Origin of the sequence: Adlercreutzia mucosicola DSM 19490, from assembly GCF_000422625.1 — a bacterium.
Taxonomy (GTDB): Bacteria; Actinomycetota; Coriobacteriia; order Coriobacteriales; family Eggerthellaceae; genus Adlercreutzia; species Adlercreutzia mucosicola.
Genome location: NZ_AUGK01000007.1, coordinates 97,764 through 110,265, shown reverse-complemented (window position 1 = coordinate 110,265; position 12,502 = coordinate 97,764). Strand labels below are relative to the sequence as shown.

At 64.6% G+C, this 12,502-nt stretch carries 12 protein-coding genes and 1 pseudogene; 7 read left to right on the top strand and 6 right to left on the bottom strand.

The annotated features are described in order from the left end of the window. Window positions 1–13: 13 nt before the first annotated feature. Window positions 14–469: a hypothetical protein gene (locus G503_RS13940; protein ID WP_035021982.1), complete on the bottom strand. Its 456-nt coding sequence runs from the start codon at window positions 467–469 to the stop codon at window positions 14–16. A gap of 136 nt (window positions 470–605) precedes the next feature. On the opposite strand from G503_RS13940, the gene G503_RS13935 reads away from it, so the two are divergent. After that, the gene (locus tag G503_RS13935) at window positions 606–1,082 is read left to right on the top strand and encodes an MGMT family protein (protein ID WP_084636310.1); all 477 of its coding nucleotides are present in this window, start codon (window positions 606–608) and stop codon (window positions 1,080–1,082) included. A 42-nt stretch (window positions 1,083–1,124) separates the two neighbouring features. Here the strand turns inward: G503_RS13935 and G503_RS0105575 are convergent, their stop codons facing one another. Then, complete coding sequence (locus tag G503_RS0105575) at window positions 1,125–2,246, bottom strand: DUF1648 domain-containing protein (RefSeq protein ID WP_028026800.1); 1,122 nt, start codon at window positions 2,244–2,246, stop codon at window positions 1,125–1,127. Between the two features lie 242 nt (window positions 2,247–2,488). Continuing rightward, complete coding sequence (locus G503_RS13930; RefSeq protein WP_051190966.1) at window positions 2,489–2,977, bottom strand: GntR family transcriptional regulator; 489 nt, start codon at window positions 2,975–2,977, stop codon at window positions 2,489–2,491. 94 nt (window positions 2,978–3,071) lie between these two features. Between G503_RS13930 and G503_RS0105565 the strand changes: the two genes are divergently transcribed. The 4 genes and pseudogenes from G503_RS0105565 to G503_RS16860 form a co-directional block, all read left to right on the top strand. Next, the gene (locus tag G503_RS0105565) at window positions 3,072–4,058 is read left to right on the top strand and encodes a CPBP family intramembrane glutamic endopeptidase (RefSeq protein WP_028026799.1); all 987 of its coding nucleotides are present in this window, start codon (window positions 3,072–3,074) and stop codon (window positions 4,056–4,058) included. A gap of 140 nt (window positions 4,059–4,198) precedes the next feature. After that, entirely contained in the window at window positions 4,199–5,914 is a 1,716-nt protein-coding gene (locus G503_RS0105560; RefSeq protein ID WP_028026798.1) for an FAD-dependent oxidoreductase, read from the top strand. Further along, on the top strand, window positions 5,907–6,308 hold the full coding sequence (locus tag G503_RS0105555) for a cytochrome c3 family protein (protein WP_028026797.1): 402 nt from the start codon (window positions 5,907–5,909) through the stop codon (window positions 6,306–6,308). The genes G503_RS0105560 and G503_RS0105555 overlap by 8 nt, the downstream gene beginning before the upstream one ends. Before the next feature lie 157 nt (window positions 6,309–6,465). Next, a pseudogene (locus G503_RS16860) lies at window positions 6,466–6,660 on the top strand (MerR family transcriptional regulator); the annotation flags it as partial. Window positions 6,661–7,609: 949 nt separating this feature from the next. Here the strand turns inward: G503_RS16860 and G503_RS16855 are convergent. From G503_RS16855 to G503_RS13915, 3 genes are all read right to left on the bottom strand, one after another. Beyond that, window positions 7,610–8,458, bottom strand: a complete 849-nt coding sequence (locus tag G503_RS16855; RefSeq protein WP_051190965.1) for a hypothetical protein — start codon at window positions 8,456–8,458, stop codon at window positions 7,610–7,612. Further along, a complete protein-coding gene (locus G503_RS13920; protein ID WP_035021909.1) occupies window positions 8,455–10,131 on the bottom strand; it encodes an HsdM family class I SAM-dependent methyltransferase in 1,677 nt (558 codons plus the stop codon). The genes G503_RS16855 and G503_RS13920 overlap by 4 nt, the downstream gene beginning before the upstream one ends. Before the next feature lie 235 nt (window positions 10,132–10,366). Then, complete coding sequence (locus G503_RS13915) at window positions 10,367–11,032, bottom strand: helix-turn-helix domain-containing protein (protein WP_035021906.1); 666 nt, start codon at window positions 11,030–11,032, stop codon at window positions 10,367–10,369. A gap of 255 nt (window positions 11,033–11,287) precedes the next feature. Between G503_RS13915 and crcB the strand changes: the two genes are divergently transcribed. Together crcB and G503_RS0105520 are read left to right on the top strand one after the other, a co-directional pair. Then, window positions 11,288–11,668: a fluoride efflux transporter CrcB gene (gene crcB / locus G503_RS0105525; RefSeq protein WP_028026794.1), complete on the top strand. Its 381-nt coding sequence runs from the start codon at window positions 11,288–11,290 to the stop codon at window positions 11,666–11,668. Between the two features lie 76 nt (window positions 11,669–11,744). Continuing rightward, window positions 11,745–12,500 (top strand): carboxymuconolactone decarboxylase family protein, encoded by a 756-nt coding sequence (locus G503_RS0105520; protein WP_028026793.1) that lies wholly within the window; start codon window positions 11,745–11,747, stop codon window positions 12,498–12,500. Window positions 12,501–12,502: the final 2 nt, after the last annotated feature.

Sequence of the window (12,502 nt, the reverse complement as noted above, 5' to 3'; positions counted from 1 at the left end):
GACCCCTCTCGCCCTAGCCCTCGCGCACCTTGCCCGTCACCGGACAGGTGATGCACCCGCTCCGGTGCGCGTAGTGCACGAGAAAGCCTACGCCCGCCAGGGCCAACGCTATGCCGAGCCCCGTGTAGAAGAACGCGATGAACCAGCCGGGCACCAGGTGGAAACTGCGCAGGGCCACACCGCCGCCCATCATAACGGCCATGATGATATAGCCCTTCACGTCGAAGAACTTCAGCACATGCATCTTCTCCTCCCCGTAGCTGCGGATGCGGGCGGCATGCTTGCCCACCAGCTTCGAGAACATCATATGGAAGACGAGGAACGTGGCGGGAATGCCGAGAAGCAGCAGCCACAAATTGCCCTGGCCCGCGGCTATGGCCTCGATGCCCATGCGGGCCACCTGGCTTCCGGCGATGAGCCACACCGCGGCCGCGATGAGCAGCAGGTACTTGGAACGGACTTTGAACATAACGAACCTTTCGGGGAAAGTGGCGCCGAGCACCGCGTGGTTTTCTCAGCGCACGATACCACCGCGCGCCCTCGGGAACCAGAAAATGCGCTATGCTGACAGCAAAACTTCAACGGGCGTCCACGGAAGGTCGGTCATGGGAGATTTCGCCAATCGGGTATTTGCGGTGGTGCGACGCATCCCCGCGGGGAAGGTGGCCACCTACGGCCAGGTGGGGCGTATGATCGGGGCGCCGCGGGCGGCCCGCTACGTGGGCTATGCCCTGCACGGCAACCCGGAGCCGGGCACCGATCCGGGATGCATCCCCTGCCACCGCGTGGTGTTCAAGGACGGCCGCATGGCCACGGGCTTCGCCTTCGGCGGCCCTGACGAGCAGCGCAAGATGCTAGCCGCGGAAGGGGTGGCCTTCGACGAGGAGGGCCGAGTGCTCATGGACGCCCACCAGTGGGACGGCCATCCCGAAGGCGCGACGGCCGGCGGCGACGGCGCGGCCGACGGGCCGCTTGGGCCGCCGCCCGACTTCGACTGGGAAGCCGAGCTAGCGGAACACCCCCTGCACCGCTGCGAGACCTGCGAGCGCCCCCGCGCCGACTGCCGCAAGAACGGCGCTTGAGCACCCGAGGAGCGCGCTCGAACGCCGTGAAACGACGCATGCCTACGTGAGCAGCAGCGTGGCCGCTACGAAGGCCGCGGTCACGAGCACAAAGCCGGCCGTGAGCGCCCATGCGGCCGGGCGGCCCCAGTTGATCGTCCAGCCGATGCCGAAGCGCTCGGGCAAAAAGAGACTCGCGTCGCCGCGGTTCACGTAGAGGATGCCGAGCTTCCAGAAACGGTCGTCGTCGCGGGCCATGACATCGCTCGCCTCCATGCGCGCGATGAGACGGCTGCCGTTCTGACCGTACACGACACTCACCGCGAGCGTTGTCACGAGGATGATCGCGACGATGGCGACAAGCGGCACGAGCGTCTGGGCCAAGGTGAGCACGCCGACGAACGCGAGCTGCATGAGCGGGCCGATCAGGCTCGCAAGCAGCCCCATTCCCAAGATGAGGATGCTCTGGGCGTGGGCGAACATGCCGTAGGCCCAGGTGCTGGCCGCCGGACATGTCGGATCGCTCCCCTTCTTCGAGCGCAGGATAGACCACTGCCCCAAGGTGAAGCAGGCGGCCATGAACATGGCGAAGATGACCGGAAACGCCACGACACCCGGGGACTTGTCAGCCCAGCGGGTCACAGCACCGTCGAGGCTCACCTGCATGGGGATGCGCTCGGGCATAGCGCCGTAGCCGGCAAGGCCGATGGCGAGCGTGAGCAGAATGACGGGCACGTACAGCAGGCACCACCACAGCGAGAGGGGCTTGGGAAACGACTCGTCCGCCACGAGCGCGGTCATCTGCTCCCCGGCCGCCTTCCAACCGCGCTCGCGCTTGTAGGTGCGCACCTTCGCACGGGAACGCAGCATGAGGGCGTAGCCTGCCACCATGAGCACGAGAAGCGCCGGGCAGAGCACCGCGAGGAAAGCCTGGGGCGAGGCGAAGGCCAGCGAGAGCGCGGAGAGCAGGGTGAGCGCCGCCGTGAGCCCGAGCACCTTCGCGGTAAAGGCGCGCTTGAGGCGACGCAGATACGGGTCGGCCTGGGCGGCATCGGGCACGGTGACGGCGAAGCACTCGCGCTTGGGCATCAGGTAGGGCGTGAACGCGAACAGGGCGCCGGTCAGGGGAAGGGCGATCACGATCACCCCCAGCAAAAGCATCATGGTCGGTTCGATGGATATCATGGTTTTCCTTTCGCTCAGTAGCACCCGGTGCAGATACAACGAGGCGTCACGGATCGAGTGGCGGACGGAATGCCCTCAGATGGCGCATTTTTTCGGTTTTGGTGCATCTCGAGTCGCCCCTAAACGTCGAATCGAGCCAAACTGCACCAAAAACGAAACCATGCGCCACGACTCGAGGGGTTCCCGCTTTTGAGAGGCCTTCAGAGCCGGGGCTTGCACCATTTCCGCAATTTTGCGCCCGATTACACGCTCGCTCCCTGCAGAGGCATTCCGCACGCCCCTGTTGCGAGGCGGTCCGCCGCGGAGGCGCCGGGCGTGGCGCTTTCGACGGAGGCGCCCATCACGCCGTAGGCGCGGGCGGCTTGGGCGGCCGCCGCCTCCAGGAAGGCGCCGCGCGCGCCCCCGCGGGCGCGGTGGGCCAGGGCGAGCTTGAACAACTCGTCTTCCATCTTCACCTGGGCACGCTCGTCCGCATCGGCGCGATCGGCCGCGGCGGGGTCGGCAACGACGGCGCCCGCGCGGCCCCGCATGCGCACGTAGCCCTCGTCGCGCAGGACGGCGTAGGCCTTGTTCACCGTGTGCAGGTTGATGCCCAAGTCGCTTGCCAGCGAGCGCACCGACGGCAGCGCCTGGCCGGGCTCCAGCTCACCGGTGGCGATACCGGCCACGATCTGGTTGCGAATCTGCAGGTACAGAGGCTCTTCCAGGGCCCCGTCCACGGCGAGCATCATGGCGCTCCCCTTTCTCTTGACTTTCTGTTCTATTCGTATTATAACAGAAATTGTTATAGCTTCAATAGAACAAAATTGCTCCAGGAGGTACCCCATGAAACGCGCTCTCATCTTCCTCGCCGTCACCTTCGCCATCACATACCTCTACGATTTCCTCGTGGTGTACCCCATTGCCCTGGGAGAGGCGCCCGACACCAGCGCCTTCGTCTCCCCCGAGTTGACCTATACGGTGGTTGTAGCCGTCACCATGTTCTTCCCCGCCCTCGGCGTGGTCATCACGCGCCTCGTCACCGGCGAGGGCTTTGCGAACTGCGTGATGAAGCCCAAGCCGGCACGTCAGTCGCTGCCCTGGTTCGCCGTGGCCTGGTTCGGGCCCACGCTGCTCGTGATCGCCGGCGCCGCCGTGTACTTCCTCCTGTTCCCGGGCGACTTCGACCCGGCGGCCTCGGTATTCATGGAGGCCCAGCGCGCGGCCGCCGTGCAGGCCGGCGCCGACAGTGCCTCCCTGTCCGCCTTCGATATGGCCGACGCCAACCCCCTCCTGCTGGTGCTGCCCCTGCTGGGAGCCTGCGCCATCGCGCCAGTTCTCAATATCGTCACCACGTTCGGCGAGGAATGGGGCTGGCGCGGCTACTTGCTGCCGAAGATGGCCACACGCCTGCCCATCGTGCCCACCCTGCTGATTACCGGTGTGATTTGGGGCCTGTGGCATGCGCCCGTCGTGGCGTTGGGCCATAACTACGGCACGGGCTATCCCACCGAGCCTTGGGGCGGCATCCTGGCAATGTGCGCCTGGTGCGTGGTTTTGGCCGTGTTCCTCAGCTATGTGACCATCCGCACCGGCTCCACCTTCGCGGCGGCCATCGGCCACGGCGCGCTAAACGGGTCGGTCAACCTCGCCGTGCTCTTCTCGCTCACCGGCGGCAGCCCCTTCGTGGGGCCCTTGTGCACGGGTATCGTGGGCGGCTTGCCCCTGCTGGCCGTGGCGGCACTCATGCTGTGGGACCTGCGCCGCCGCGAGAAAGCGGGCACCCTGCACATCCCCGAAGCGGGCCTTCCCGACAGGGTACGGAAGGGATAGGCAAAAAGAGGCCGAAGCTTTTTTGGAAATCTCTCTTGACCCTCAACTAGGTTGAGGGTTTAACCTCGGGTTGTGTCGATTTTGTGCACGTGATTGGAAGAAGATGCGCGAAATCTCAACCGAGAGAAGGAGGGATCTCCATGACCAAGAGCAATCTATCGCGGCGTGATTTCCTCAAAGGCGCGGGGGTCACCGGCATGGCCGGGGCCCTGGCGCTCGGAGGAGCTTCGGCGGCCTTTGCCGACGAGCCAGCTGCGGCCGGCGAGGCCGCGCCGGAAAACCCGTATTCGGGGGTCCTGGGCGAGGACGCCTCGCTGCTGCCCATGCGCAAAGCGGATTGCCCTGGCCCCCACGGGCCGGTAGCCTTCGAGGGCCGCACCATCGCCGACGACGAGATCGTGGCCACTGAGGACACCGAGGTGCTGATCATCGGCGCGGGCATCGGCGGCATCATGGCCAGCTTGAAGGCTGCCGAGGAAGGCGCCCAAGTGCTGATGATCGAGAAGATGACCGAGGGGCGCTCTGCCTGGGAGAGCTTCGGCGCCACCCAGGCCACCTTCCAAAAGGAGCAGGGCATCGAGATCGATGACGCCCAGCTTATCGACGAGATTCTGCGCGCGAGCGACTGGCGCGCCGATCCGGAGGTGATCACCTCCTACGTGAAGCACTCCGGCGAGGTGGCCGATTTCTGGCAGGCCATGTTCGACAAGACGGGCACCGGCTGGCAGATCTACAAGTTCGACCAGGCGCCCAACTTCAACGGTTTTCCCGTCATCGACTCCTACGTGAACTTCAAAATGCCCGAGGGCATCTCGAAGACGTGGCTGTTCGGCCTGCACGTGTGCGAGGACCTGCTGAAAGCCGGCTCCATGTACCCCAACTGGAAGGTGCGCTATTCAACCCCCGCCGTGCAGCTGGTGAAAGAGGGGGACCGCGTGACCGGCGCCATCGCCAAGACCACCGAGGGCTACACGCGCATCAACGCCAGCAAGGGCGTGCTTTTGGCCACCGGCGGATACGACGCGAATCCCGAGATGATGCAGGCCTGGGTGCGGCCCGAGGACTACCAGTACTCCTCATGGTGGAACCCCAGCTGGGGTACGACCGGCGACGGGCACATGATGGGGCTGGCCGTGGGCGCCGAGATGGACTCACTGCCGCAACCGGTGATGAACTTCAGCAACGCCACGCCCTCCACGTTCGTGGAAAAGCGCGTGTACTTCCCCGGAGCGATGAACTGGGGCATTATGGTCACTGAGGAAGGCAAGCGCTTCACAAACGAGAACAACCCGCGACAGTACGCCGGCAACGCCATGAACCTGCAGATCCGGCGCGGCCACACTTGCTTCTGCATCTTCGACGAAGCTATGATCGCCAGCGCCTTGGAAAAAGGCGGCGAGGCAGCGGCGGCCCAGCTTGACCGCGACGAGGCCAAGGGGCATCTGTTCCGCGCCGGCTCCATCGCCGAAGTGGCGAGCAAGGCGGGCATCGACGGCGCGGCCCTCGAAGCCACCATCAACGAGTACAACCAGCTGTTCGCCGATAACGTTGAGCGCGACCCGGAATACTACCGCTACACGGGCAACAACCAGCCCTTTACCGGGGGCACCTACTATGCGCTGCTCACGTGCAACGTGATTCTCGCCACCGTGGGCGGCTTGGCCATCAACGGGAACGCCCAGGTGCTCGACACCGCCGGCGCCCCCATCGAGGGCCTGTACGCCACAGGCAACGCTTCGGGCAGCTTCTATGCGGGGAACTATCCGCGCCACATTCCCGGCACGTCGGTCGGCCGCGCCGCCACCTTCGGGTACGTGGCCGCAGACCATATGGTGAACGGAGGCAGCAATGCGTAAATCGAACATGAGCACGAAGGCGCTTATCGCGCTGAGCACCATGGCCCTCGTGGCCGCCTTGGCTGCCGTGGGCTGCGCGCCGGCCGCCGACTCCAGCAAGACCAACATAGCCGATACCGGCGCCACCGAGCAGGCCGCCGACCCTACCGATCCCACCGGCCCCTACGTATCCAACGAGGCGTGCCTCGCCTGCCACGGCGGATCTTACGAGGCCCATGCCGCGCAAACGGCCGACCTGGGCCAATGGAACCCGCACGCCTCCATTCACGGCGGCTACAATTCCTGCGATAACTGCCATGAGAAGGGGCAAGAGGTAACGCGGAACTGGTGCGCGAACTGTCATGCCTATTCGGCCGAGGGATCCGATTACCACGAGGACTCGCTGTTCCTGTAGGCCGGCGCGCCGAGCCTTCCCCCGGAAGCCCCTGGTCGGTCTCTCACGACTGGCCGGGGGCTTCCCGCGCCAAGGCTCGGTCGCTCCATCACGGCTTATCCTAGCGCCTATGCGCTAGGATAAGCCGCACCATCCACGCGTCTTGGGGAGGAAGACCATGTATCGGATGAAACAATTCGCCGCCATGACCGGCATGACCCAATCGAAGATTCGCTTTTACGAGAAGCACGGGCTTGTGCTGTCCGATCGCATGGAGAACGGCTACCGCGTGTTCACCCCCGAAGACGCCTTTCGCTCCAACGCGTTTCGCGTGCTCCTGCAGTACGGCTTCAGCATCAGCGAGGCCATCGAGATGCTGGATGCCAAGCAGGATACGGCGGAATTCCGCCAATCGCTGCAGGAGCAGCAGGATCGTCTCGACCGCGAGCGCGTGCTTTTGGAATACCGCCAGCGTCGCATCGCCAGCGTTCTGGACGTACTGGAATCCGATGGCGGCATCGACTTCAAAATCGTATCCATACCCGACCAACTGTACGTCAACGCCTCCCACGGGCGCGACTTCACCGTCTCGTTGGAAAATGAGAAGCTGCTCGCCGAGTACTACGAACTGCTCAGCATCACCAGCTGCGCCCGCATCATCTCGCGCGAGAATCTTCTGGACGAAAGCCCGGCGGTCGACCCCGACTACATCAACATCGCCTCGGTGGAAGAGCGCCACTTCCTCTCCGACTATGCCCAGCAGCGAGTCAAACGCTTGGAACTGGGCCGCTGCGTGCGCTTCCGCCGCACCGTTACCCGCGAGGAATCCGTGCGCAAGGAAACCTTCGACGATCTGTTCGCCTATCTGAAGGCCCACAACCTCGCCATTCGCGGCGACATCCTCATTATGCCCATGCTCCTAAACCTCGACGGCGAGGGCTGCGACATCGAGGTGCTCTACGTGCCCATCGAGAAGCGGGAAGGGGACGGCGCGGCGCATGAGTCTGTCGAGCGGCGTGCCGACGGCGGCGATGGCCCGTTCCAGCGCCACCACCACGGACACGTCCAGCACCGACGGCTCGAAGCGAGTCACCGCCTCGGCCACGGGACGGTAGGCCTCAACGAGCCGCGACAACGACCAGGCGGCGTTGGCCGGGCTTGTGGAGGGCAGCTTCTGGGCCGCGAGGCAGGCGAGGGCATAGCGCCCAACACGAGCACCTCCGACCGTCCATCGAACACCGGCGGAATGCCGTGCTCGATAGGCTCCAACCCCTGCTTGCCCAAAGCCATCGAGCCCTCCTTCACCGAATCGGGAAACCGCGTCAAGCGGATGCGGCAATGCGCTTCAGGCGGGCAAGTTCGTGAGCTTCGGGAGCCGCGCGCAAAAGCGTCAGGCGCACCACCTCTTCGAAGAACGACAAGGCCGACAACGACAGTGGAACACGATCGTTCTCGCGAGATACCGTAAGTTGCCCTCCCTCGCCCCAATCGACCAACAGCAAACACGTGGCATCGTAGGCGTCGTCCTCCATCCGAAGCTTCTCCAGCATAGTGACGGCCTTCGCGAATATGCGCGGTTCATCGACAATGGAAGAATTCACTAGGAAGAAGAAGCCGAGCGTCGCCAAGGGGTGGCGCCCCTTGAGATTCTTGGCATCCCCGTAGGCCTCCTCGAACCGGTTTGACAAATTCTTCCCGAACGACGAGCCCATGGTCTTTGTGGATATGAGGATCTCGGGTCCCGTCATCCACGACGAAAGACCCACGTCAATCTGCTTGTTGTAGGTTGATCCGAGCACATTGGCGGCAGAACTGGCGAAGCGGGGTAGTGCCGCGCAGCACGCCTCGGCGGTACGCGGATCGAGGGAGCCGATGAAACGCAGCACCGAGGGGTCGAGCACGCGCGGCTTGGCGAGCCGCGGCCATACCGCCTGGTCGTCGAATCCGGCAGCTCTCAGCTCCTCGGCGATCCACATATCGAGCGCCTTCGCCAAACCCCCCGATTGCGTGCTGTCTCCATCTTGGACCGATTTGGTGAGAAGCTCTTCCAAAAGCGCCGTCTCCAAAAGGGGTGAGCCACCCTCGTCCCAATAGGAGCGATCGGCCGCGCACGTTCCTCGGGCCTCCCAATAGGCGTTGATAACGTCCTCGAATTTCCGATAGGAAGTCACGACCCCACCTTCTTCACTTGAGAGCGCTTCTTCCGTCGCAAGCGCATGAGGATGGCGCATGATTTCATCTGCGCAAAGGAGGCCTCATCCGCACCCGTGCCCGGGATGAGAATCGCGTCCACCAGTGCCACTGCGGCATCGAAGTCACGCTTCTCGAGAGCCTTCTCTACATAGGGGCGAATGGCCCGCAACTCGCTTGCACAGCGGGCCACCAGTTGGGGAGAGGGCACCGGGAGCGCCGCCGCCTCGCGGGGCTCCAGCTTCAGCATGCCGCCCCCATAGGAGCGGCCCTCTATCTCCGCCCCCAGCATCGTTGCGGAATTGAGGCACGCGATCGGCAAGAGCTCGCGCAGGGCCTGCTGGATTTCCCCATGGAAGTACAGCCCGTGGCACGAGTTCAAGAGCGCGACCCCGGCCCCATTGGCGCAGATGCTCGGCCCGTAGGCATTCATGTAGGTAACGAACGCATCGGGGATCGCCGGCAGGGGCACCCGCCACCAGGGAGAGCGCACTCTGCACTTGTAGGCTGTGTGCACGAGCTGCTCTTCCCCCCGTTCGATATAGCGAAGAGCGGCATCCGACGGCCTATCCGATGGGCGAAACAGATAGACGCCGCGCCCCTCGGCACAGGCGGCCCGATGGGCGGCGGCGGTGTAACTCAGGCGCCTCAGGTGCTTGGAGCCGGGAGGGCACAACGGCGCCACATCGGAATCGAGCAGGCCCCACTGCTCTTTCTCGGAAGCACTGAGCACAAAGAAGCTGTTCTTTCCCGTCACGCCGCCCAAGGCGATGCGGCCCCACTGCTCCAGGGAACCGAACAGGCCGTCCTCTTGCAACCGCGCGAGCGCTTGAAGCGAGTCTTTGGTGGCGAACAGGCCCGACCAACGGGCCCCAGCATGCAGCGGCGAGAACATCGCGAGCGATGGGGACGAGAGGCCCTCGAGGTCGGCGCACTGCTGCCAGGCTATGGCCGCTGACGAGCCGCAGTGCCACCCATCGGCCAAGAGCAACACCACTTCCTCCTGAACTTCCGGGAAGACTGCCTCCTCGAAGGTAACGAGCCTCACCGATGAGAAAGAATCCAGCAGGAACTGGCGCAGCGAGGCGGCGTAGTTGACCGACAAAAGCTCGGCGGGAAGCACCATCCCCAAACGACCACCGGGCTTCAGAAATGCGGCGGCATGCAGGACGAAGGGCATCCAGAGCGAGGTGAGAGCGCTAACGGCGACACCGCTGCGACGGGCGATGACGTCAATGGCCTCTCGCTGGTCGGCAGTGATCTTCTGGAATCGCACATAGGGCGGATTTCCGATGACCGCGTCAAACGTCGCCCGCGGCTCTTCGCAGAGAAAGTCCCCCACGCGCACCGTGCAGCTCACACCCTCAGACAACGCCCGGCGCCGGGCTGCGCGAGCGGTTTCCCCGTGCAACTCGCAGCCAACGAGCGTGATCGACCGACCCGAGGGGGCCCGATCAAGATCGGAGGCGTGCCGAGCCGCCTCGATGAGGAACTGCGCCTCGCCGCAGGAGGGCTCCAAGACCCTTTCATCACCCCGGCGGATCGCCCACCGCGCAATGTACCGCGCTATTTCCGGAGGAGTGAAGAAGGCGCCGCGCGCCTTGCGCGCCGCTGCCGAGTCGACAGCCGCATCGAGCGTCGCTCCGAAGGCCATGGTGCCTCCCCTCCTTCTGTCCGATCTTTTCATTTCAAGGTATTCTAGCGCATTGCATCCCACCCGCTGTCCCATCAAGGGCACACCAAGGAAGAAAACGAAGACTTCCGGTAAAAACCCCACCGCCACCGCAGCCGCTTCGCCTTCGCAGGCGTAGGGCACCCGGTAATTCCCGACCAACCACGACCGAAGGGGGCGCCTCCCCAACGTTTCGTCGACAAAAAGTCGACCTTTTCTACACCAGCTGCACAGTGCTCTTGCGCTGGACGCGCGGGGTGCGGCAGGCGAACAGGCCGTGGCGGTTGCAGTAGGCGAAAATGGTGCCGAGACCGCGGTAGGGGAAGTGGGCATCGGCCGTCTGCTCGGGGTACAATTTGCGGAAGAACACCTGGTCAGTGGTCACATAGGCCATGAAGCTGATGAAGTGGTCCTTGCCCATGGGGTGCTCCATCGTAAGATACACCTCGCCGTCGGCCACCTCTACCCGGGGCACGTGGGCGGACGGGTCGGCCGCCGCGCTCTCGGGAGCCGCGGGAATCCTCCCGTCGACGGCGTTCTCCACTTCCAGCACCGGCAACGCAATGCCGCAGCAGCTGATGGAGGCCTCGCCCGTAGCGTGGATGACATTGCCGCACAGCGGGCACACGTAGAACTTCGCCCGCAGCAGGTTGCCCGCGCGGTTGGCGTTCACGATCTGCTCGCCGGACAGAAGCTCGGCCACCGACACGCCGAGGGCGCAGGCCAGAGGCTCCACGAGCGTGATGTCGGGCAGACCGCGATCCGTCTCCCACTTCGATACCGCCTTGTCGGTGATGCCGAGCCGATCGGCCAGGTGCCGCTGGGTCATTCCCGTCCGCTCGCGCAGGGCGCGGATGGACGCGCCGCTGATGTATGAGGTCATGGGGTGCTCCTTCTTCCGAATGTTGAACGTTCTGAGTGTTGAACGCCGCCGATTATGGGCGCTCGCGACCGCCCTGGCAACCTACGCTCCGTAGACCCCACGTCCGTCTGCGAGCCGTGCGATCACCACCCGTCGGCCGCACGCCAACCGTCCTCCAGCCACACGGCAACCGAGCGCCCAGCGCCCGCGGACACCCTTACAGCCGCTCATCGCCTATACTGGCGAAAACGGAAACGGTGGGGAAAGGGCAACATCATGATGAGCGTGCTGTGCGTGGGGGCGGGCGGTTTCGTGGGCGCGGTGAGCCGCTATGGCCTCGGCCTCATTCCCCTGGCATCGGGCCTGCCGCTTGTGACCCTGCTCATCAACTTCACCGGCTCGGTAGTCATCGGCGCAGTCGCGGAGGCCGCATCCCTCGCCCCGACCGCCCTGCCCCGCGAAGCGGTGCTCTTCCTGAAAGTGGGACTGTGCGGCGGCTTCACCACGTTCTCCACCTTCTCCCTGGAAACCCTGGAGCTCATCGAAGGCGGCCAATGGGCCGTGGCTGGCGGCTACGCCCTGGCCAGCGTCGTCCTCTGCGTAGCCGGCGTGCTGGCGGGCAAGCTGCTCGCCCGAATGCTCATGCCGGCCGCGTAGGCGTCGAAGGCTTGCTTGACTTGGAGTTTACTCGAAGTTATACCGTTGAACCAAGCCCTCAACGGAAAGGATCCCCATGACCAAAGTAGTCCAGACCGCCGGCCGCGATGCGCTCGGCACCTTCGCGCCCCAGTTCGCCGCCTTGAACGACGACGTGCTGTTCGGAGAAGTGTGGAGCGATGACGCACTCAGCCAAAAAATGCGCTCCATTCTCACGGTGACCACACTGGTGGCCAAGGGAATGGCCGATGCCTCCTTCGAGCATCACGTGATCACAGCTAAGAAGAATGGCGTGACCCGGAAGGAAATGGCCGCCATCCTCACCCACGGAGCCTTCTACGCCGGCTGGCCCAACGCCTGGGCGGCTTTCCGCGTGGCGCTGAAGGTGTACACCGACGACCCGCAGGACCTTGAGAACCCCCACGCCCATGGCGGCATCTTCGGCTTGGGCGGCCCGAACGACGCCTATGCGCAGTACTTCACCGGGCAGTCGTACTTAAACCCGCTGACCGACCCGGAAAAAACCCAGTTCGTAGCCAACGTCACCTTCGAGCCTGGCTGCCGCAACAACTGGCACATCCACCATGCGGAAGAGGGCGGCGGCCAGATCCTGCTCGTCACCGATGGCGAGGGCTGGTACCAGGAATGGGGCCAGCCAGCTCGCAGGCTTCTGCCCGGCGACGTGGTGGTCATCCCCGCCAATGTGAAGCACTGGCACGGCGCGGCCGCCGACCATTGGATGAGCCACGTAGCTTTCGAGGCTCCGGGCACCGCCTGCGCGAACGAGTGGTGCGAGCCCGTCACCGATGAGGAGTATGCCGCACTTTCCTAAGC